The organism is Uliginosibacterium gangwonense DSM 18521 (assembly GCF_000373965.1).
Classification (GTDB): Bacteria; Pseudomonadota; Gammaproteobacteria; order Burkholderiales; family Rhodocyclaceae; genus Uliginosibacterium; species Uliginosibacterium gangwonense.
Map to the genome: position 1 here is coordinate 396,463 of NZ_KB892834.1, position 20,155 is coordinate 416,617.

20 protein-coding genes are annotated in these 20,155 nt (G+C 58.3%); 8 read left to right on the plus strand and 12 right to left on the minus strand.

Features of this window, described 5'->3' with window-relative positions:
* Nucleotides 1-106: 106 nt before the first annotated feature.
* From B145_RS0101825 to B145_RS0101835, 3 genes are read right to left on the minus strand one after another with little or no spacing between them, the layout of a single operon-like run.
* Nucleotides 107-394 carry a hypothetical protein gene (locus B145_RS0101825; RefSeq protein WP_018604764.1) on the minus strand — a complete coding sequence of 96 codons (288 nt, stop codon included), beginning with the start codon at nucleotides 392-394 and terminating at the stop codon, nucleotides 107-109.
* Nucleotides 391-2,238 (minus strand): ferrous iron transporter B, encoded by a 1,848-nt coding sequence (feoB, locus tag B145_RS0101830; RefSeq protein WP_018604765.1) that lies wholly within the window; start codon nucleotides 2,236-2,238, stop codon nucleotides 391-393. Before feoB ends, B145_RS0101825 begins: the two co-directional genes overlap by 4 nt.
* Nucleotides 2,231-2,485, minus strand: a complete 255-nt coding sequence (locus B145_RS0101835) for a FeoA family protein (RefSeq protein WP_018604766.1) — start codon at nucleotides 2,483-2,485, stop codon at nucleotides 2,231-2,233. Before B145_RS0101835 ends, feoB begins: the two co-directional genes overlap by 8 nt.
* 203 nt (nucleotides 2,486-2,688) lie before the next feature.
* Between B145_RS0101835 and B145_RS0101840 the strand changes: the two genes are divergently transcribed.
* From B145_RS0101840 to B145_RS24050, 5 genes are all read left to right on the plus strand, one after another.
* Nucleotides 2,689-3,057 (plus strand): diacylglycerol kinase, encoded by a 369-nt coding sequence (locus B145_RS0101840; protein ID WP_018604767.1) that lies wholly within the window; start codon nucleotides 2,689-2,691, stop codon nucleotides 3,055-3,057.
* Nucleotides 3,058-3,113: 56 nt separating this feature from the next.
* Entirely contained in the window at nucleotides 3,114-4,052 is a 939-nt protein-coding gene (locus B145_RS0101845) for a carbohydrate kinase family protein (RefSeq protein WP_018604768.1), read from the plus strand.
* 14 nt (nucleotides 4,053-4,066) lie between these two features.
* Nucleotides 4,067-4,525 carry an outer membrane lipoprotein gene (locus tag B145_RS0101850; protein WP_018604769.1) on the plus strand — a complete coding sequence of 153 codons (459 nt, stop codon included), beginning with the start codon at nucleotides 4,067-4,069 and terminating at the stop codon, nucleotides 4,523-4,525.
* Nucleotides 4,526-4,740: 215 nt separating this feature from the next.
* On the plus strand, nucleotides 4,741-5,490 hold the full coding sequence (locus tag B145_RS0101855; protein ID WP_018604770.1) for a GNAT family N-acetyltransferase: 750 nt from the start codon (nucleotides 4,741-4,743) through the stop codon (nucleotides 5,488-5,490).
* Between the two features lie 143 nt (nucleotides 5,491-5,633).
* Nucleotides 5,634-6,422, plus strand: a complete 789-nt coding sequence (locus B145_RS24050; protein ID WP_018604771.1) for a lysophospholipid acyltransferase family protein — start codon at nucleotides 5,634-5,636, stop codon at nucleotides 6,420-6,422.
* Here the strand turns inward: B145_RS24050 and B145_RS0101865 are convergent.
* From B145_RS0101865 to B145_RS0101890, 5 genes are all read right to left on the minus strand, one after another.
* A complete protein-coding gene (locus tag B145_RS0101865; RefSeq protein WP_157288223.1) occupies nucleotides 6,410-7,345 on the minus strand; it encodes an amino acid ABC transporter substrate-binding protein in 936 nt (311 codons plus the stop codon). The two genes, B145_RS24050 and B145_RS0101865, sit on opposite strands and share 13 nt — an antisense overlap.
* 323 nt (nucleotides 7,346-7,668) lie before the next feature.
* The gene (locus B145_RS0101875; protein ID WP_018604774.1) at nucleotides 7,669-9,927 is read right to left on the minus strand and encodes a glycoside hydrolase family 3 N-terminal domain-containing protein; all 2,259 of its coding nucleotides are present in this window, start codon (nucleotides 9,925-9,927) and stop codon (nucleotides 7,669-7,671) included.
* A gap of 123 nt (nucleotides 9,928-10,050) precedes the next feature.
* Nucleotides 10,051-10,464 carry a cupin domain-containing protein gene (locus B145_RS0101880; RefSeq protein WP_018604775.1) on the minus strand — a complete coding sequence of 138 codons (414 nt, stop codon included), beginning with the start codon at nucleotides 10,462-10,464 and terminating at the stop codon, nucleotides 10,051-10,053.
* 126 nt (nucleotides 10,465-10,590) lie between these two features.
* Nucleotides 10,591-11,046: a GNAT family N-acetyltransferase gene (locus tag B145_RS0101885; protein ID WP_018604776.1), complete on the minus strand. Its 456-nt coding sequence runs from the start codon at nucleotides 11,044-11,046 to the stop codon at nucleotides 10,591-10,593.
* Nucleotides 11,047-11,129: 83 nt separating this feature from the next.
* Complete coding sequence (locus tag B145_RS0101890; protein WP_018604777.1) at nucleotides 11,130-11,405, minus strand: metal/formaldehyde-sensitive transcriptional repressor; 276 nt, start codon at nucleotides 11,403-11,405, stop codon at nucleotides 11,130-11,132.
* 60 nt (nucleotides 11,406-11,465) lie between these two features.
* On the opposite strand from B145_RS0101890, the gene dmeF reads away from it, so the two are divergent.
* Nucleotides 11,466-12,404, plus strand: a complete 939-nt coding sequence (gene dmeF / locus B145_RS0101895; RefSeq protein ID WP_026258739.1) for a CDF family Co(II)/Ni(II) efflux transporter DmeF — start codon at nucleotides 11,466-11,468, stop codon at nucleotides 12,402-12,404.
* Nucleotides 12,405-12,542: 138 nt separating this feature from the next.
* Nucleotides 12,543-13,772: a cystathionine gamma-synthase family protein gene (locus tag B145_RS0101900; RefSeq protein WP_018604781.1), complete on the plus strand. Its 1,230-nt coding sequence runs from the start codon at nucleotides 12,543-12,545 to the stop codon at nucleotides 13,770-13,772.
* 396 nt (nucleotides 13,773-14,168) lie between these two features.
* Here B145_RS0101900 and B145_RS28370 read toward each other — a convergent pair whose 3' ends face one another.
* Together B145_RS28370 and B145_RS0101915 are read right to left on the minus strand one after the other, a co-directional pair.
* Nucleotides 14,169-14,402, minus strand: coding sequence for a hypothetical protein (locus B145_RS28370; protein ID WP_086010479.1), 234 nt, complete (start codon nucleotides 14,400-14,402; stop codon nucleotides 14,169-14,171).
* 1,243 nt (nucleotides 14,403-15,645) lie between these two features.
* On the minus strand, nucleotides 15,646-16,458 hold the full coding sequence (locus B145_RS0101915; protein ID WP_018604786.1) for a DUF481 domain-containing protein: 813 nt from the start codon (nucleotides 16,456-16,458) through the stop codon (nucleotides 15,646-15,648).
* A 212-nt stretch (nucleotides 16,459-16,670) separates the two neighbouring features.
* On the opposite strand from B145_RS0101915, the gene B145_RS24055 reads away from it, so the two are divergent.
* Nucleotides 16,671-17,066: a hypothetical protein gene (locus B145_RS24055; RefSeq protein WP_018604788.1), complete on the plus strand. Its 396-nt coding sequence runs from the start codon at nucleotides 16,671-16,673 to the stop codon at nucleotides 17,064-17,066.
* Between the two features lie 3 nt (nucleotides 17,067-17,069).
* On the opposite strand, the gene B145_RS0101925 is transcribed toward B145_RS24055, so the two are convergent.
* Both B145_RS0101925 and B145_RS0101930 read right to left on the minus strand, forming a co-directional pair.
* Nucleotides 17,070-18,131, minus strand: a complete 1,062-nt coding sequence (locus B145_RS0101925; protein WP_026258740.1) for a glycerol dehydrogenase — start codon at nucleotides 18,129-18,131, stop codon at nucleotides 17,070-17,072.
* 5 nt (nucleotides 18,132-18,136) lie between these two features.
* A complete protein-coding gene (locus B145_RS0101930; protein ID WP_018604792.1) occupies nucleotides 18,137-20,098 on the minus strand; it encodes a rhomboid family intramembrane serine protease in 1,962 nt (653 codons plus the stop codon).
* Nucleotides 20,099-20,155: the final 57 nt, after the last annotated feature.

A 20,155-nucleotide genomic window follows, 5' to 3' on the forward strand; every position in this document is an offset into this window, starting at 1 on the left:
GCATATCCGTACTATATGCTGGCTAACGTCAGTATGGCTTGAGCCTTGAGTCCTGAAACAATGAAATTTGATACGGATTTGTATCCTTGTGTATCGCTTGAAGCCTTTACTGCTGCGGCTTGCTGGGCGATTTCATGGTGCGGTGCAAGGTAATGACAGGTGCTTGATTTGTGTCTTTTGGTGCACACCCTGAGCACTGGCTGCAACTGCTGCATCCGTCCTGCTCCCCTTTGGCCAAACGGGCAGGAAGGAGCAGTACGGCAGGAATCCGCCATGCATGGGCCAGACGTGTGGCCGAGGCAACGCCACCGGGAATCAGGGGCAGAATCTGGCGCAGGCTGTAGAGCAGGAAGGCCAGGATGACGACAAACTCGAACAGGTGATAGGCAGTCATTGCAGGGCCCCGGTCAGGTGGTAGGCGGCAAATGCGGCGGCATAGGCCATGAAGGCGAGCAGGACGACGGAGAACAGGGTGATTTTGAGCGAGCCGCTCTCACGCCGGATCACCGCAATCGTCGACAGGCATTGGGGCGCGAACACGTACCACGCCAGCAGTGACAGCGCCGTGGCCAGCGACCAGCTGGACGCGAGGGTGGTGGCCAATACCTGCTCGGTGCCGTCCCCCGCGCTGATGGCATACACCGAGGCCAGCCCGGAAATCGCCACTTCACGCGCGGCAAGGCCGGGAATCAGCGCAACGCAGATCTGCCAGTTGAAGCCGATGGGCTCAAACAGCATGGCGAGCCCTCGCCCGATGTGACCGGCGAAAGAATATTCGATTGCCGGACGGCTCCAGTCCGCAGGCGGCGTGGGGAAGCTGGAGAGGAACCAGAGCAGGACCGAGAGCGCCAGGATGATGGTGCCGACCCGGCGCAGGAAGATGCCTGCACGCTCGCGCAGCCCGAGGAAAACGTCACGCGGGTTGGGCACGCGCCAAGCGGGGATTTCCAGCAGCAGGGCCTGCTCGCTGGCCTGCTTGCCGATGTAGCGGGCAACCAGCGCCACGATCAATGCGCTGACGATGCCTGCGGCGTAGAGGGCAAACAGAGTCAGCCCTTGCAGGTTGAACACGCCGAACACGGCACGGTCTGGAATGAAGGCACCGATCAGCAGAGCATAGACCGGCAGGCGGGCCGAGCAGGTCATCAGCGGCGCGACCAGGATGGTGAGCAGGCGGTCACGCGGGTCGGGAATGCTGCGCGTAGCCATGATGCCCGGCACGGCGCAGGCGAAGCTGGAGAGCAGCGGGATGAAAGCCCGGCCCGAGAGGCCCGCACCCACCATGAAGCGGTCGAGTAGGAAGGCGGCACGCGGCAGATAACCGGATTCTTCCAGTACAAGAATGAAGAAGAAGAGGATCAGGATCTGCGGCAGGAAGACCAGCACTCCGCCCACCCCGGCAATCACCCCTTCGACCAGCAGGCTGCGCAGGATGCCCGCAGGCAGCAGGGCCGTTACCTCTGCCCCCAGCCATTGGATGGCTGCATCAATGATTCCCTTGATCGGCTCGCCCCAGGCGTAAACGGCCTGGAACACCAGGAGCATGGTGGCCGCGAGGATCAGCAGGCCCCACACGGGGTGCAGCACCCAGCGGTCGATGGCTTCGTCTATCGGGCTGGTTGGCTGGGGCATGGTCACGGCGGAGGCGATCAGGCGGCGGGCCTCGGCATGCAGGTCTGCACCGGTGGTAGGGGCGGCGGGCACGGCCAGACGATGCTCATCGAGCACATTGATCAGGGCTGCGGCACCCTGACGGCGGATGGCAACGGTTTCGACCACCGGGAAGCCAAGTTCTTGTTCGAGCTTGTCGCGGTCGATGAGGATGCCCCGGCGTTTGGCGGCATCCACCATATTGAGCGCCAGGACCATGGGGCGGCCAAGACGCTTGAGTTCCAGCACAAAGCGCAGGTGCAGACGCAGGTTAGTGGCGTCAGCCACGCAGAGCAGCAGATCGGGCTGGGTTTCGTCTGGGTGTTGGCCCAGGCAGACATCGCGCGTCACCGCCTCGTCCGGGCTGGTGGCATTCAGGCTGTAGGCACCGGGCAAGTCGAGCACGCGCACTTTGCGCCCGGAGGGCAGTACCAGGCGCCCTTCCTTGCGTTCAACCGTCACACCCGCGTAGTTGGCCACCTTCTGGCGGCTGCCGGTGAGCTGGTTGAAGAGCGCGGTCTTGCCACAATTGGGGTTGCCGACCAGGGCAATCGAAACTGGCGGGCGGGCAAGGGTCGTGTCAGACATGGGCGGCCTCTTCAGTATTCACCACAATCCGGGCAGCCTCGCTGCGACGCAGGGCAAAACGGGTAAAACCAATCTGCACCAGCAGCGGGTCGGCCCCAAACGGGCCGTAGGAAACCAGCTTCACCGGCTCGCCTGCGACAAAACCCAGATCGTGCAGACGCTCGGCGATGGGGTCGCTGGCAGACTGCGCCGTGATATCCACAATGCGGCCGCTCGCGCCCGGAGGCAGTTCAGAAAGTAAACCCATGATCGACTACCAAGTAATTTCAAATAAGAATAATTCTTATTCAAGAAAATAGGAAGCCCCAGCAGCACCTCTTTACCGGTAAAAGTGCAAAATTTGCGCCAGATCAGATCGCGCTTTTCGACCGTTTGGCCCGTATCGCATACAGGTATGCCGGTTTTCCGCGACAATGCGCGCTACTCCATGCATTTGCCCCGTATTGACCGATGAACCAAGCCACCCCACCCGCCACCGGATTCCGCCGGATCTGGAAAGCACTGTTTTATTCACTGGATGGTTTGCGCCATGCCTTGCGCAATGAGGCAGCTTTCCGACAGGAATGCCTGCTGGCCTTGATCCTCATTCCCCTGGCCCTGTTCAGTTGGGCCAATGGCTTGGGCAAAGCGGTGATGATTGGCAGCGTGTTGCTGGTGATGATTGTGGAATTACTCAATTCCGCCGTGGAAGCCGCCATCGACCGCATCTCGCTGGAACGCCATGAGCTGGCCAAATATGCCAAGGACGCAGGCAGTGCTGCCGTGTTGTTAAGCTTGATAAACCTCGTGCTGGTATGGGGTCTGGTATTGTTCGCGTGAATCACGCCCTGGCAGGATAGAATCGCGCTTTTCCCCTTCTTCAGGATCACAAAGACATGTCAGCACTGATCTGTGGCTCGATGGCTTACGACACCATCATGGTGTTCCATTCCCAATTCAAACGGCACATCCTGCCTGAACAGCTTCACATCCTGAATGTCTCCTTCGTTGTACCGGACATGCGCCGTGACTTTGGCGGCTGCGCGGGCAACATTGCCTACGCGCTCAAGCTGCTCGGCGGCGAACCCCTGATCATGGCCACCATGGGCGAGGATGCCGCGCCCTACCTCGCGCATCTGGACAAGCTTGGGATCAGCACCCGCCACATCCGTGTGATCAATGGCTCCTACACGGCCCAGGCTTTTATCACGACCGACCTGGACGATAACCAGATCACCGCCTTCCACCCTGGGGCGATGAGTTTCTCGCACCAGAATCTGGTGCGCGACGCAGCCCATGAAATCCGTGTGGCGATCGTCTCGCCCGATGGCAAGCAAGGGATGATGCAGCACGTACACGGCCTTGCCGCAGCCGGGGTGCCCTTTGTTTTCGATCCGGGCCAAGGCCTGCCGATGCTCTCGGCTGAAGAAGTTCAGGAATGTCTGGATCTTTGCCGCTATTGCACGGTCAACGACTATGAGGCCCGCCTGATGTGTGACAAGACGGGTCTGTCCATCGAACAGATAGCCGAACGCGCAGGCACCCTGGTCGTAACCTTGGGCGGAGAAGGTTCCCGCATCTATGCTCAAGGCAAGACCATTGACATACCGTGCGCCCAAGCCACCAATCTGGCGGACCCCACCGGTTGCGGTGACGCATATCGGGGTGGCCTGCTGTATGGACTCTTACAGGGCTGGGACATTGAGCAATCCGCCCGCCTTGCTTCCGTGATGGGGGCGATCAAGATCGCCCACCGTGGCGGCCAGAATTACACGGCAAGCCGTGAGGACATTGCCACATTGTATGCCAGCACATTTGGTGCAAAACCTTGGTAAAAAAGGAGTAGAGCATGAAACGCATTCTGTCTGTGGTCGCCCTGGCAGCCCTATCCGTTGTTGCCACCGGCTGCGCTACCAGCCAATCGGGCGATACCTATTCACGGGATGAGGCACGCCGTGTCATGACGTTCCAGGAAGGGACCCTGCAGGCAGTGCGTCAGGTCAAGCTTGAAGGCACCAAGTCCGGCATTGGCACAGTGGCCGGTGCGGTGGCCGGTGGCATCGGGGGGAGCGGCGTCGGGCAGGGGCGTGGCGCTGCGGTCGCCGCTGTCGTAGGGGCCGTGGTAGGTGGCGTGGTCGGCTCGGCTGCCGAAGAGGGCATCACCCGCGAGGCCGCCTGGGAGCTGACCGTCAATCTCGACAACGGCAAGTCCATGGTGATTGTGCAGGCCAAGGGCGAGGATCAGTTCGTCCCTGGCGAACGCGTGCGGGTGCTGCAAAGTGGTGGCACAACACGGGTGACGCACTAAGAAGCCGTAACAAAATGGTTCTGGCGTTGTTACGCCACCTTGCCAGAACCGTTGCACTCCATATAGCTTCTGAGTCACAACGCTCCAGAACGGTTGGGCCGCTCAAACGTCATAGAGCAGCAACATAGCCGTCACCGGATCGCAACATGCGCTTCCTATATTGAACCGACGCGGATACATACCGTGCCGGTTCAATAATATAGGAAACGTATAACATGCTAAGAGTCGCGCCACGCGTTACCGAACAGAAGTCGCGTAATCTGTGGGTGGGGCTGGCCTCCACCGAATCTGAAATTCTTGAAGCGCAAAAATTGCGCTATCGCGTGTTTGCCGAGGAAATGGGCGCACGCCTCAATTGCCGTACCCCCGGTGTCGACCGGGATCATTTCGATCCCTGGTGCCAACACCTGATCGTGCGTGATGAAACCCAAGGGCGCATCGTCGGTACCTACCGCATCCTGACCCCCGAGGCATCGCGCCGCGTGGGAGGCTATTACTCGGAAACCGAGTTCGATCTCACCCGCTTTCTGCACCTGCGGGACCGTCTGGTCGAGATCGGGCGTTCCTGCATTGATGCCGACTACCGCACCGGTGCAGTCATCACCCTGCTGTGGAGCGGGCTGGCCCGTTTCATGATGGAAAATGGTTACGAGTACCTGATGGGTTGCGCCAGCATCAGCATGGGCGATGGTGGGCATAACGCGGCCAACATCTTCAAGGCGGTGCAGGATCGCATGGCTTCAGTGGAATACCATGTCTTCCCCCGCAACCCTTTGCCGGTCGAGCATCTGGCCAATAGCCAGCCTGCCGAAATACCGCCGCTGCTCAAGGGCTATCTGCGCGCGGGTGTGGAAGTATGCGGCGCACCGGCCTGGGACCCCGATTTCAACACGGCGGACTTGTTGATCCTGTTGTCGATGAACCGCGTCGATAACCGTTACGCCCGCCACTTTATTGGACAGTAGGCTTGAATAGACAACATCGTGCAAGAGTAGGCCAGCGCTTATATCAAGGGGGCTTTGTGCTCATTCCCGCGCTCTGGCTACGTTTATGCCAAGCTTTGGCAAATTGGGGGCGTGAGTTACGCGCGGCATGGAGACTGGCCCGCATGGCCTGGTTACTCAGCTGGGGGCTGCTGGCGGTACGTCTTCTGTTTCCGCGTTGGAGTAGTGCCCAACGGCAGGCCATCAAACACCGATGGGCGCGCAAGCTGGTCAGTGGCCTGGGCGTGCGGCTGCCGGAGCACGTGGACGATATCCCCACCAGGGCGCTCATTGTGAGCAACCACGTCTCCTGGCTGGATATCTATGTGATCAATGCCCTGGCGCCGACCCATTTCGTCAGCAAAGACGATGTGCGGAGCTGGCCGGTGATCGGTTGGCTGGTTGAACACACCGACACCCTTTTCCTTGAGCGTGGCAGCCGCCTTGCTGCCGCACGCACTGCGCAGTCGATTGCCGAACGCCTGCGTGGCAACGAACGCGTCACGGTATTCCCCGAAGGCACCACCACGCTGGGCGATACGCTGCTGCCTTTCCGCCCTGCCCTATTTCAAGCCGGGATTGATGCCGCAGCCGAGGTTCAGCCCGTGGCCCTGCGCTATGTGGATCAATCAGGCCAGACCGCATCGGCTCCGGTCTACGCGGGGGAGACCACGTTCTGGGAATGTCTGCGTGCCATCGTGCTGTCCTCGGGCTTGCACGTGGAACTGAGCATCCTGCCCGCCATCCCTAGCGCCCAGGCAGATCGCCGGGATCTTGCCCGGCAGAGTCAGGCCGCGATTGCCAACGCGCTGGGGCTACTCGCCTTGCATGCCGAAAACTATGACACGGCCCCTGCGTCGGCGCCGGATGAAGCGAGCATCGACGGGGAACTTGCCTGCTCTCAAAGCGAGTAACCCACCCCGAGGGCAACCCCTGGCTCACGGCTAGGCCGGGTGATGCAATCCTTGAGCATCAGGGACATGGGCACCTTCAAAGTATTGGTGAGGAACCATTTGTTGTAGATGCCGGTGATCTCGCCACTGGCGAACAGGGCGGCTACGGTTTTATCCACCAAGGCACGGAACGCGGGGTCGCCCTTGCGCACCATCACCGCCATGGGTTCAACTGAGAAGGTGTCTGCGGTCAGCATGTAGCGGTTGGGATTGCCTGATTGTGCACGCATGCTCTCCAGCAGGATGTCCGGCTGGGCCATGGCGGGAATCTTGCCCGCTTCCAGTGCGGCAAAGGCTTCCGGGCCGGTTGTGAAAAATTCGAGCTTGAGATTTTTCACCTGATTTTTCAACTGGTTGAAGATGGTCTCCGCCGTACTGCCCTTGACCACGCCCAGACTCTTGCCTGCCAGCCCGGACAAATCCTGCACCCCGCTGTCTTGCCGGACCAGGATACGTTCCCCCGCTACGAAGAAGGTGTAAGAAAAATCCACTTCGGCCTGGCGAACCTTGGTATTGACGGTGTTGCCACACTCAATATCGACCGAACCGTCTTTAAGCTTGGCCATGCGGTTAGCCGCCGTCACGGTGACGTACTGGTTTTTCAGCTCTGGCAGCTTGAGTTCCTTGCGCAATTGCTCTGCCACCTTGTTGCAGACCTCGACAGAATATCCGCTCGCCCCCTCTGCCGTGAGCGTTGAGAACGGCAAGGACTTATCGCGCACCCCAACCAGCAGCACCTTGGTCTTGCGCAGCTTATCCAGGGTATCCATAGGCTGTGCAGACACCACGCCCGGCAGCAGACTCAAGCCCAGCAGCACCAAGCAGGCGCGGGCTAGAGAAACGGCTGTTTGAAAGGGAAATACCGATTTTTGCGCGGCCTTCATCTTTGCCTCCAGGATCAGGATGCTGACCCAAACGTATTGCATAAAATTTTGTGAAAATCGCCCGCTGACTTCACACGGGGCAGTATCAACCAAAGTTGTATATCTTTTGGAATAGCCAATTGGTGCAACAAAAACAAGGGGTGGCATACTTTGTTGCATTTGGCCGGTTGCAGTGCACAAAATTCATGCACACAGACCGCGAAAGATGACTGGCATGGCATCTGTATAGTACATCCGGATGGGCATCAAAATTCTGTGGATTTTTGCAATGAAGAAGGGGCACTTACGTGCCCCTTCTTCATTGCAGTGTGAATAAGTCTCCATTACTCCACTCTGAAACGCGCCCGCAGCAAATCCTGATCCCGGGAGGATGCCCCCACCAGCATCTGGAATTCCCCCGGCTCGACCACCCATTCGGCATTTTCGTCACACAGTGCCATGGCCTCGTACGGCAGACTGAAGCGCACGGTGCGCACCTCGCCCGGTTGCAGCGATACACGCTGCCAGAGCTTGAGCTTCTTGCGTGCCCACATCACCGAGGTATAGCAGTCATCCAGATAACATTGCACCGTCTCTTCCATGGCGCGGTTACCACGGTTGTTGACCTGCACTTCGAATTCCAGCGCCTCGCCCTTTGCCAGCGCTGTCTTGGCAAGCCTGAGACCCTGGTAGCGGACATGGGAATATGACAGGCCGAAACCAAAGGGGAAGAGTGCGTCATAGCCCGCATCGGGTAGATCCGGGTAGCCCACGTGGTGCGCACCTTGCGACAGATCGTAGCGCACCGGGCATTGGCCGACGTGGTGCGGCCAGGACAGGGTGAGCCGCCCGCTGGGGTTGAACTGCCCGAACAAGGCTTCAGCAATGGCCCGCCCGCCTTCCATGCCGGGGCTGTGCGCCAACAGGATGGCGTCAGCGCGGCGTGCCACCTCGGGGATCGCCAGAGGTTTGCTGGTGAGCAGCACCACAATCACCGGCGTACCGGTTTCGACGACGGCATCGAAGAGCGCTTGCTGGTCTCCCGGCAAATCCAGGGTGGCAGTGGATTTCATCTCCCCTACGTAGCTGATGCGGTCGCCCAGCACCAGCACGGCCACATCGGCGTCTTCGGCCAGGCGCACGGCGCGGTGGATTTTCTCCGGTGCAGATTCATTGATGCCGTTGCCAAACGGATCTTTGGCATGGAAGCAGCCGATCAGGCCGGTATGCTTGCGTAATGTATCAGGTACGCCACAGCCCACACTGTGGGTCACTTCGATCTCTTCACCCAGCAGGGTACGCAGGCCTTCGAGCACGGTCACCGTCTCATTGCCAGCGGCATACATGTCGCAGGTGCTTTGACTCTGGCCAGAGCCCAATTGCCAGTCACCAATGGTATTGGCCCAATCATCGGCATTGGGGCCGATCACGGCGATCTTGCGCAGGTTTTCCGCACGCAGGGGCAGCACATTGCGATTTTTCAGCAGCACCAGCGAGCGCCGTGCAGATTCCAGGGCCAGCTCACGCTGCGCAGGCTCGGCGGCAACCGTGCGGGCCTTGGGGATATCGGGCAGACGCGGATTTTCAAACAGGCCCAGGCGGAACTTCAGGCGCAGCACATTGCGGCAGGCGGCATCCACATCGGCCATGTCGGCTTCACCTGCTGCCAGCGCGGCAAGGATGTCTGCATAGAAGCTCTCCGTCGTCATGATCATGTCATTGCCTGCACGCAGGCCGCGCTGGGCACTCTCGACCATGGTGGCGCAGATGCGATGCAGCTTGTGCATGTGGCCGAGGATGTCCCAGTCGGTCACCAGCAGGCCATCAAACCCCCAGGCCGTGCGCAGTTCATCGACGAGCAGCTTGCGGTTAAAGGCCACCGGCACACCATCGGTGGAATGGTAGGCGCTCATAAAACTGGCACAGCCTGCTTTGGCTGCGGCCTCAAATGGCGGCAGATACACGCTGCGCAGCGTGCGCCAGGAGTGTGGCGATTCCGAAGCATCGCGCCCGCCCTCGCTCTCGCCGTAGCCCACATAGTGTTTGGCGCAGGCAGCAATCGATTCGGGATCGCGCAGATCCTCGCCCTGGTAGCCCTTGATCATGGCCACGCCAAGGCGGCTGATGATCAGATTGTCTTCACCAAAGGTTTCATTCACACGCCCCCAGCGCAGATCACGCGGCAGGCACAGCACCGGGCTGAAGGTCCAGTGGATGCCGGTATAGGCCACCTGCCGCGCCGTGGCACGGGCAACGTCTTCACACAGCTTCTCGTCCCAAGCCTGGGAGAGGGCGAGCTGGCTGGGGAACATGGTGGCGTGTTCCCACATGCTGTGGCCGTGGATGGCGTCGATACCTACCAGCAGCGGAATCCCCAGGCGCGAGCGCAGGGCGGCTTCAGCAAAGGGACGGACCTGCTCACCCACGGCAGCGAGGATGGAACCGACCTCGCCCCGCTCACAGCCTTCCGGGGTGGCGAGCATGATCTGCGGATGCACCGGTAGCTGCATCATCTGGCCGACCTTCTCTTCCGGCGTCATGCGGGCGAGCAGGTCTTCAACACGGGCTTCAACAGGTAACTTGGGGTCTTGGTATGGATGCACGTTGTTCTTCCTCAAAGGAGTTATGCACCCAATGCTAAGCACAATCGCGCCCCTGCCCGATGCCCCAAGCCTAGGTGCACTTGCCCATATCCCTGATCACTGTTTGCTTGCCGGGGGGCGAGGCTATTTTGTGGACAAGGGGCTGCCCACCACGCCCGCATAAAATACCAGGATGGTGGCAGGCTCATCGCCCGGATTGGTGCCACGGTGGACGGTGCCGACCAGCTCGGGCAGCGGGTCGCCCGCGTGGAGGGTCTTGGTGCTGCCATCCACCTGATTCTCCACCACCAGGGTGCCCGCCAGCATGTAGCCCACATTGATGATGGGGTGCTGGTGCCAATCCAGCGCGGTATGTGGAGGAATGGTGATACGCAACAAAGTCACTTCCGGCTGACCTGCCGGGTAGGCGGGGTAGGTTTTGCCGTCCCAGGATTGCTGGGTTTTGAGTAGCAATTCGGATTGCACCCCCGCCGCATCCGCCGACCATGCCAAGCTGCTCAGGCTCATCAGGCTGGCAAGCAGCAGGCAACGCATCATGCACATCTTCCTCATGGTCACTCCCTTTGTGCTGTGGATAAGCTGAAGAGATTACTGGAGTTCAGGGCACAACAGACTGCATGTGCCCGTTATGCAGGGCGTGGAAGCTATCTTCGCTCTCAAATCTTAAAGTGTGCGGCTCAGATAAACGCTGTGAGGATCAAGCACATAGTCGGCAAACGGCTCGCAGGAGGTGAAGCCAAAGCGGGCATACAGCCTGCGGGCCGGGGCGAAGAAATCTGGCGAACCGGTTTCCAGACTGAGTTTCTGATACCCCCGGCGGCGGGCCTCAGCCAGAAGATGCTCCATCAATAGTGCGCCCACACCACGGCGACGGTAGGCGCGCGCCGTGCGCATGGATTTGATCTCACCATGCCCGGCCTCCAGCGCCTTCAAGGCACAGCAGCCCGCAAGCATCTCTCCCTCCCAGATCGTCCAGAAGGTGATTTCCGGACGGCGCAGGCCGTCCAGGTCCAGCGCATGCACGCTCTCGGCAGGCGTGGTGGCATGCATGTCATCCAGATGCTCTTGCAGCAGGGCGATAACGGCTTCGCCGCTCAGATTATCCTGTCTGATGTCCATGGCATGGGCTCTTACAAAATCCGGTGGAAATCCAAATTTAACACGTCATAGCTCAGCCGGGAGGATTCCGCATTCAGGGCATTTCACCGCAGGTAAGAGCGCAGCACCGATAGCACGCGATCCACATCCTCGGCGCGTTGTTCCGGACTGGCGTCTTCCGCCCCCAGGTGTTCGCGGATGTGGCCTTCAAGCACCTCTGTCATCAGGCCCGCCACCGCGCCCCGCACGGCGGCAATCTGCTGGAGGACGGCGGCGCATTCGCCCCCTTCTTCGAGAAGACTTTCCAATGCCTGCATTTGACCCTTGATGCGGCGCACGCGGGTCAAAAGTGGCTTTTTGTTGTGGAGGGTGTGGGACATGGCGCTCGTTTCATGAATCCGTATATACTGGGGGGGAGTATAGCAAACACTGTGTTGATCATGATGAATACCGCCCTGCCCCCGCACCACTGTGCCTATCACACCCGTTTTGACGCGGGCAATCCGCTGGCCGAGCGCAACACACGCTATGCAGTGGTGCTGACGGCAATCATGATGGTCGCGGAGATCATCGCCGGCTGGTACTACAACTCGATGGCGCTGCTGGCCGATGGCTGGCACATGAGTTCTCACGCGCTGGCGCTGGGCTTGTCGATCATGGCCTATGCCCTGGCGCGGCGCTATGTACGGGATGTGCGCTTTTCCTTTGGCGCCTGGAGGTTCGAGGTATTGGGCAGTTACACCAGCGCTCTGTTGCTGCTGGGCGTGGCGGGCGTGATGCTATGGGAGTCGGTCGACCGCCTGTTCGCCCCCCGCCCCATCCACTATGACGAAGCAATTTTCGTGGCCGTCATCGGCCTGTTGGTAAATTTCATCTGTGCCTGGCTGCTGCGTGACGATCATCATCACGACCACCACCATGAACACGGGCATGAACATGCCCACCACCACGGGCAGGACCTGAACCTGCGCGCCGCCTACATCCATGTGCTGGCAGATGCCGCCACCTCGGTACTAGCGATTGTCGCCCTAATCGCGGGCCGCCAGTGGGGTGCGAACTGGCTCGACCCGGTAATGGGGGTGGCAGGTGGCATCCTGGTGGCGGTGTGGTCGATGGGGCTGCTCAAGCAGTCCGGGCGTATTCTGCTGGATGCGGAAATGGACGCGCCCGTGGTGGAAGAGATCCGCGAGGTGATCGCCGCCAGCCCGATTCCGGCCAAGATTCAGGACCTGCACGTCTGGCGCATCGGCAAGGGCAGCTATGCCTGCATGCTGAGCCTGGAGGCAGCCCAGGCGGCCAGCGCTGACTACTTCCGTCAACAGTTGCAGATTCATGAGGAACTGGTGCACATCACCGTGGAAGTCAGCGTGGCGGGCTGAGACGGCAGGCAAAAGGACGGGGGCGTATTCCTTTTCGCACTTTGAATATGTACGACAGGATGTCACTTTTGCAGGCTGAAGCCTCTAAAATGGTGGCAATCCCTTCCGTCCTCTCGCCCCCCAAGGTGCCCCGCCATCATGAAGAACAAAGGTTTCACCACAGAGATTCTCCACAGCGACCGTCAATCTGCCATTGAGCACGGCGCACTCATCAAGCCGATCCACACCTCGGTCGCCTTCGGCTACAAGACTGCAGAAGAAATCTGCGCCGTCTTCCAGGGCCGCCAACCCGGTTTCTCCTACGGGCGGCAGAACAACCCGACCGTGGGCGCACTGGAGCAGAAAATCAGCAAGATGGAAGGAGGACTCGCTTCCATCTGTTTTGCTACCGGCATGGCCGCCATCACCACCACCCTGCTGACCCTGCTGCGCGCGGGTGACCATCTGGTCTCCAGCGCCTTTCTGTTCGGCAACACCAACAGCCTCTTCAACACCCTGACCACGCTAGGCATCGAAGTCACTTTCGTTGATGCCACCGATGCGGCCAATGTGAAAGCCGCCATCCGCCCGAACACCCGCATCGTGTTCGTGGAAACCATTGCCAACCCCTGTACGCAGATTGCCGACATGGAAGGCATTGGCGAGCTGTGCGCTGAACACGGCCTGCTGTTCGTTGTGGATAACACCATGACCTCACCCTGGGTGTTCCGCCCAGCGAAAACCAAGGCTGGGCTGGTCATCAATTCACTCACCAAGTACGTGGGCGGGCATGGCAACGCCTTGGGCGGCGCAGTGACCGAAACCGGGGTGTTCGACTGGAGCACCTACCCGAACATTTATGACAGCTACAAAACCGGCAAACCGAGTAGCTGGGGGCTGCTGCAAATCCGCAAGAAAGGGCTGCGTGACACGGGCGCCTCGATGACCGCAGAAACCGCCCACCATCTGTCGATGGGGGCCGAGACCATCGCGCTGCGCCAGGAACGGGAAGCCAGCAACGCACTCGCGCTGGCCCGCTTCTTCGCCAGCCACCCAGCCATCAAGAAGGTGTTCTACCCCGGGCTGGAGAGCCACCCGGAGCACGAACACGCCAAGCGCCTGTTCCGCACCTTTGGCTCGCTGATGAGCATCGAACTCAAGCCCGAAGTGGACTGTTTCCAGTTCCTCAACAAGCTGGAGCTGGTGATCCTGTCGACCAACCTCGGAGACAACCGCACCCTGGCCATCCCCGTCGCCCATACGATTTTCTACGAAATGGGCGCAGAACGCCGCGCATCAATGGGGATTGCAGACAACACCATCCGCCTTTCGATTGGCATTGAAGACGTGGAAGACCTGCTGGCGGATTTTGAACAAGCGCTGGCTTGATATGGATTGTTGTTGAACGCTCACGCGTGGGTTACGGCTTCGCCTAACCCACCCTTGTATCTTGTTTCCTGCAGTGGTTACGGCCTTGAGCACAGCGAACTGCGCCGAATGAAAACAGATCAATACCGTTCCGCATCACAGTCAAGAGCAACGCCTCCTAAACCCGTAACGCCTTCATGTGGGCCGATGAAGGCTTGAATCGTCAGGATCATGTGTGTGATCCTATCGTGCACGTGAGGCGAAAGCGCATTGACAACAAACTGCACGAACACGTGCATTCAACCGATTCATACGGCGCAGTTCGCTGCGCTCAGTGCGCCCTACATCTATGATTTTATGCACTACTACGCCGTACGAGGTAGCAAGGCAGATTCTCTAAACAATCCGCATTACGAGTCAAATAGCTTTGCCATCAACCGTTACCCTCGCGATAGCGTCTGTTTCGTTGGGAATGGAAATTTCTACTAACTTTCCAGACTCTGTTTTAACGGTAATTAAAACGCTTTGTGGTGGTGGTCCACAATCATCACTACAAACGAATGAAACAATTTCTTCGCATGAATGGTTTTCACCGATGTATGGCATTAATGAACCATCTACCAATGGTGCCGAAAGAGTAATGTTTGCCATAAAAACCCTTTTCTCTTCGTGAATAGGTTTGCAAAATCCTTACAAGGGTATACCTCGTACCCCGCACTCCCCTATGGCACGTAACCATAGCACGTGCCGAAAACGTACGGCGCTGAAGGGAACAATGGAGCGCAGCGAAATTGCGCCGCATGTCAAAATTCCCTGTCTTCAACCCTCAGCGGCATTGCCCCCCAATCCTGCAGCTAGACGCCTGCCCGCACGAGGCGGTGATATGTCGAGTACGGCCAATCGACAACCTTGTTCACCAAGCCGTTCAAGCTCCAGCGTAAAGCAAAGTCTGCGTCCCCCTGCGGCAATTCGAGGATGCAATGCATGTGTTCATGCCAATACAACCCAAGCGTGAATCTTGAACGAATGCTCCCTGCGCGTCCGACGAATGGCTTCGCGCAGCACATCGATATGCGACGCAATTCCGCTGCGCTCCATTGTTCCCTTTGGCGGCCTACTCCAGGACAGTAGATATAGGTGTGCGCCGTACGCGGTATTTTATATACGCGACTTTTTAATATGATATATAAATAACACAACAAAAATCTATGAGGCATTATTTAATATGAAGAAACATAAGAACTAAGAATACAAAGGCTAGAAATGAAATTACATAATGCAAAACAAGCAATATTTTTGAAACTAATATTCCATTACTTGCTTGGTATTTAACGTTAGACAAGTAACCACCACGCACCGTTTTTCCTGATTTAAATAGGTTAAATATAAAAAATATATTAAACACCATATAAAACAGCCCAATAGGAATATAGATATACATGAGATTTTTCATAAATACTCCTATTGATTTGCATAAACCACAAACGTTTTTTGGTGAGCAATATCTTGCATTTATGTGTAGCAACAATCTGAAAATAAATAAATAAGATATTATTTAATATGCAGAAACATAAAAACTACTACTATAAAACCAAGAACAACGCCAACATAGTTCAAAACAAGCAATATTTTAGAAATTAACGAACCATTTCGTGCTGAAATTTTAATATCATCAATAACATTTAGACTAAAGTTTTTCTTGCCAGATTTAAATACATTGATCAAGTATAAAACTCCAAACAAGAAATAAAATAAAAGAACAGGAACATAACAATAAAATAAATATTTCATAACAGCTCCGGTTTATACACCTCATACCCCCCCACTCGCCCATCCTGGACAACCATCCAAAATGTCCTAGGCATAGGGCGTTCCGAGTTAGGGCCTTGCGGCTTTAGAAACCCGCAGTAATCCCCGTAAAAAACACGGTATCCGAGTGAGCGTTCTGGTCGATCACCTTTTCACGGTATTTTTGCAAGACGGCTAGTTGCAGGCCGAAGTGGGCATTGATGCGGGTGTTAAGCTCGCCCTGGAAGGCAAAACGTGCGCCGCCGTTAATCGAGTCCGGGTAGGCCACAACGCGCTGTGAGAAACGGCTGGTGGGGGAGATCTGGTAGTGCAGCTCGGAGCCGATCAGCGCTTCCACGCCCCGGGCGTCGTCATTAGTGCGGTACTGCTCCACGCTATAGGCCAGACCGCCGTAGAGGTTGACGCTGAATTCATCGTCGTTGAACCAGCGATAGCCCAAGCCACTGCTTACGCTGCTGCGCAGGGTCATGTCTTGCAGGCCATCGCGTTCCAGGCCGATGCCGGCAAAACCAAAGGTATTTTCGTCCAGCTTGCGCTCACCCCGAAAATCCGCCGTGGCGGTATCTGAACTACGGGTTCCGTTCTCCGAACTGCGCACGGCGAGCACATTGGCGGTCAGGCGGCTCTCGCGCATATTGCGCTCGGCATCCAGCGACAGGCTGCCCTGGTTGGAACTGGTGCCTCCGCGTCTGAGGGTCAGCCCCAGGCCCAGCGAGCCTTCCCACTTGCCAGAGCTTTCGTCCTTGATGTCCGGCTCCTGCGCGAGTTTGTTGAACATGGAATCTTTGATCGCCTTGGGCGTGCTGGGCAGCGCATCGTCTGCGCGGGCTGTGGATAAGCCTGCAAGCAGGCATAGCAAGGGCAAGAAGCGGAGCGCTCTGGAGGCGTTTTTCAACATGGGAGGTACAGCATGGGCAAGTAGATGATGTAAAAAGCGGAACGCCACACCAACAGTCAGCAAAACTCGTGGTGGGGTTTATTCGAGAGCAGAATTGTACACTGCCTTGATTACGCTCGGCAGCCCGCACTTGCCTTGGCGAATCGGTGCGAAGCATACTGGGGAGATGGGGGCCAGGACAAGATCCAAACCATCCGGGAGGAGACAGGCACATGCAGCACAACAGGATTCTTGTATTTTCCGCTGTTCTCGCGTTCATGCTAACGGCATGCGCCAGCCATCCACCGGCAACAGGCCCTGCGCCCACCCCGGTGAAAGCAGCAGATGGCTCGTTTGATGGTGAAGTCTATGGCACGCCGCAACAGGGCAGCAGACTGAGCCCGATCAGGATCGGGATGAGCGAGGCAGAGGTTCAGAAGCTCGCGGGCCTCCCTGATATTACCCGTCGCTATGCCACCGGCAAAGCCTTCATCCCCTTTTACTTTGGCAGCGATTCACGACGCAGAGAATGGGTCTATACCGGCTCAGGCAGCGTGGCGTTCAACGCCGGGCGCGGGGCAGGCAGCAGCGTCGTGGTGATGATTCATCATGATCCGCAGATCAAGTGATTTTTATCCACAGGCTCGGAGCGCGGCCACAATATCCACAGGCTTCACGCCCGCCGCCACGCGATTCATCGGCGCGGAGTTGCAGGCCAGGGTAGCGGCCTGAAGCAGCATTTCATCGCTGGCATCGGCCAGCCCTACATCAGCCAGACTCACCGGCAGGCCCAGTTGCTGGGCGAATCTGCGCACCTGTGGATAAGTATCCGCCTGTGCCAGATTCAGCATGGCCAGCAGCCCCAACGTAACCAACTCGCCATGCAGTATGCCCCGGCAGGCTGGCAAGGCAGTCAGCCCATTCTGGATGGCGTGGGCGGTGCCCAAACCGCCGCTTTCAAACCCGAGGCCGGAGAGCAGGATATTGGCTTCCACAATCCGCTCAAACGCTTCGCCGGGCTGCCTGTTGCGCAACTGCGCTACGGCCTCCAGTGCGCAATCCATCACCGTGTCATAGCATTGGCGGGCAATCGCCAAGGCGAGGGCCGAGGGCGGCGTGCCCGCAATATTCAGCCAGCCCTGCTGGCGGGATTCCTCTGCCTCGAACCAAGTGCTGAGGGCGTCCCCAATACCGGCGACTAGCATGCGTAGTGGTGCAGAGGCGATCACGCTGGTGTCGACCAGCACACAGGCAGGGTTATGACGCAGGAAGCGATAGTGGGAGAAGGCGCCCTCCCCGGTCTGCATCACCGCCACCGAACTGCAGGGCGCATCGGTGGACGCGGCACTGGGGATCAGGATCAGGGCCACCCCGGCCAACTCGGCCGCTGCCTTGGCCGCATCCAGGACCTTGCCGCCGCCAACGCCCAGCAACACTTGTGCGCCACAGCGCTGAATCGCCTGGGCATTGACGCTAGCATTGGCCTCGCTGTTGGGGCCACTCAATACCGCCTCGCCCGCCAGCAGCCCCGCTTCGGTCAGTTGCGCCGCCAGCCTCGGCCCCAGTGACTTGGCGGCGAAATCATCCTGCAGCAACATCGCGCGGCCGCCCAGGCGGACAAGCTCGGTGTTCAAGGCCTGCAAAGCAGTCGGCCCCTGTATGTAGCGGCCTGGAAACTGGCAGGTGGTATGCATGATGCTCATTGCTTATCGGCGGTGCACAACAGCTCACCATTTTCCTGTACGTAAGCCTGTGCATCCATTGATTTGGTGATGTCGAGAATGGAAAGGCTGCGCTGTTCGGGCGATGCCCCGTTGCTGATGGCATAAACATGGTGGCCATCCGGTGCAAACAAAACCGGCCCCGGCCAGCCCTGGAGCGGAAATACCCCGACAGTCTGCATGGTGGCAAGCTTGACCCGCCGCAAGGTGGAGCGACGCTGATCCGCCACCATGACAAAAGTGTTATCCGGGCTTGAATCAATTGCGAAACTGTCCAGTCTTTCCCCACAAGCAGGCAAGCCCTGCGTGACCGTGCCCTTGTCCAGATCCACGCCCTCCAGCCCCAGGCTGCCCATGATCCACAAGGGCTTTTTCTGGCTGGACGAAATAGCACCAAAAAATACATTGCCTTCGGTGAGCGGGATACTTTTCAAGAGCTTGAGACTGCTTGCATCCAGTACATCCAGAACATCCTTCGGGTTGTCATAGACCAGAATCTGGCTGTCGGCATTGGCCAGCCACAGACTCACAGGATGACCAAATGGTAAGTTGGCCGCCGAGCCACCAGACAATTCAAAGGGCTTGCCCAAGGCCTGCCGGGTCTGCAGGTCCAGCGCGCTGACGCTGTTGTCCACGATATTGAGCACGTAGGCCCGGCGCCCATCTGCGCTTACCCTTAACGGCCCCGGATAACTCCCAGTGTGGATTTGCCCTACCAGCTTCTTTGTGCTGAGGTCAATAATCGCCACACCATCTTCAACCATTGAGCTGACATATGCAAAACGCTCATCCGGGCTCAGGGCCACACCTTTTGCCCCACGCCCCCGGCAGACGTTGCCACACGCCGGTTTCTTACCAGCAAAGGCCGGGCCTGCAATCTTATCCACAAGCTGCTGTGTGGTCAGATCAACAATCCACAGGGCATTGGCCTCACCCAGGCTCATATACAGGTGCTTGCCGTCCTTGCCCAACACCATGCTCGAAACAGTTTCGCCAAGTGGAATCACCAGCCCCCGTGCTGTTTTCTCATCAACCGGCGTCGGCGCATTCTTGCGGTCCGCCTCAATCATGGCGGCAAGCTGCTTCTTTTCCAGAGCCTGGGCCTGCTCCTTTGCCTGATCATTGAGTTCAGTCTGCACCTGATCATGAAGTTCCTGCAGGGCAGCAGAAGCAGGTTGATTCACCAGCGGGTAGAGCATGCCCAGGCTGGCAAACACCACCAGCGCTGACGCCAAGACACGGCGAGCCACGGAGCCATCCACCCAGGACATGGAGAGCACAGCCCCTGCAATCATGCCCGCAATCAGGCCACCAACGTGGCAGGCATTGTCGATACCACGCCCGGCAAAGCCCATGACCAGCGTCAGTGCAACAGTCTGAGTCAGCGCCCCGGCCATGCCATTGTCCGCACCTTCCCCACCGCGAGCAGTACGCAGAAAATGCCGCGCCAGACATGCACCCGCCATACCAAGGAGTGCTCCCGAAGCCCCCACGCTGACCACCAGTTCCAACTGCGGCCCAATAGGCAGGCCCATGGGCAAGGCCGGAAAGTTGGCCACGGCGTTCGTGGCAGATTCAACGCGATTGGCATTCCACCAAGCGCTGGCAAAACTGCCAAACAGCCCCGCCACCAGATATACCGTTGCAAAGCGGATCGAACCGAAAACCCGCTCGGCGAAGGTGCCGCATATAAACAGCATGTACATGTTCATGGCCAGATGCACGATACCGCCATGCACAAACATGCTGGAAGCCAGCCGCCAGGGCTGCCCCATCAGGGTAAAGGGCGCGGCGTTGCCGCCATGTGACAAAAGGTCGCCCACCGTGGGTTCTTTCCAATCCACACCGCCATACACCTGAATGGCATACACAGCGATATTGGCAATGAGCAGAAGAAGAGTGACCTTGCCAATGGACAAGCGAAAAGACAGTTTCGGCATGAAATATTCCAAAAAAACCAAAGTTATGCACAGGCCCGCAGCGCGGGTGATCCGCCA

Coding starts and splice junctions, on each gene's coding strand:
- B145_RS0101885 (WP_018604776.1), bottom strand. CDS start 11,046: ATGGACATCAGACAGGATAATCTGAGCGGCGAAGCCGTTATCGCCCTG.
- B145_RS0101880 (WP_018604775.1), bottom strand. CDS start 10,464: ATGATGCGTTGCCTGCTGCTTGCCAGCCTGATGAGCCTGAGCAGCTTG.
- B145_RS0101915 (WP_018604786.1), bottom strand. CDS start 16,458: ATGTTGAAAAACGCCTCCAGAGCGCTCCGCTTCTTGCCCTTGCTATGC.
- B145_RS0101930 (WP_018604792.1), bottom strand. CDS start 20,098: ATGCCGAAACTGTCTTTTCGCTTGTCCATTGGCAAGGTCACTCTTCTT.
- B145_RS0101835 (WP_018604766.1), bottom strand. CDS start 2,485: ATGGGTTTACTTTCTGAACTGCCTCCGGGCGCGAGCGGCCGCATTGTG.
- B145_RS0101925 (WP_026258740.1), bottom strand. CDS start 18,131: ATGCATACCACCTGCCAGTTTCCAGGCCGCTACATACAGGGGCCGACT.
- B145_RS0101840 (WP_018604767.1), top strand. CDS start 2,689: ATGAACCAAGCCACCCCACCCGCCACCGGATTCCGCCGGATCTGGAAA.
- B145_RS28370 (WP_086010479.1), bottom strand. CDS start 14,402: ATGGCAAACATTACTCTTTCGGCACCATTGGTAGATGGTTCATTAATG.
- B145_RS24055 (WP_018604788.1), top strand. CDS start 16,671: ATGCAGCACAACAGGATTCTTGTATTTTCCGCTGTTCTCGCGTTCATG.
- B145_RS0101900 (WP_018604781.1), top strand. CDS start 12,543: ATGAAGAACAAAGGTTTCACCACAGAGATTCTCCACAGCGACCGTCAA.
- dmeF (WP_026258739.1), top strand. CDS start 11,466: ATGATGAATACCGCCCTGCCCCCGCACCACTGTGCCTATCACACCCGT.
- B145_RS0101850 (WP_018604769.1), top strand. CDS start 4,067: ATGAAACGCATTCTGTCTGTGGTCGCCCTGGCAGCCCTATCCGTTGTT.
- B145_RS24050 (WP_018604771.1), top strand. CDS start 5,634: ATGGCCTGGTTACTCAGCTGGGGGCTGCTGGCGGTACGTCTTCTGTTT.
- feoB (WP_018604765.1), bottom strand. CDS start 2,238: ATGTCTGACACGACCCTTGCCCGCCCGCCAGTTTCGATTGCCCTGGTC.
- B145_RS0101845 (WP_018604768.1), top strand. CDS start 3,114: ATGTCAGCACTGATCTGTGGCTCGATGGCTTACGACACCATCATGGTG.
- B145_RS0101825 (WP_018604764.1), bottom strand. CDS start 394: ATGACTGCCTATCACCTGTTCGAGTTTGTCGTCATCCTGGCCTTCCTG.
- B145_RS0101890 (WP_018604777.1), bottom strand. CDS start 11,405: ATGTCCCACACCCTCCACAACAAAAAGCCACTTTTGACCCGCGTGCGC.
- B145_RS0101865 (WP_157288223.1), bottom strand. CDS start 7,345: ATGAAGGCCGCGCAAAAATCGGTATTTCCCTTTCAAACAGCCGTTTCT.
- B145_RS0101855 (WP_018604770.1), top strand. CDS start 4,741: ATGCTAAGAGTCGCGCCACGCGTTACCGAACAGAAGTCGCGTAATCTG.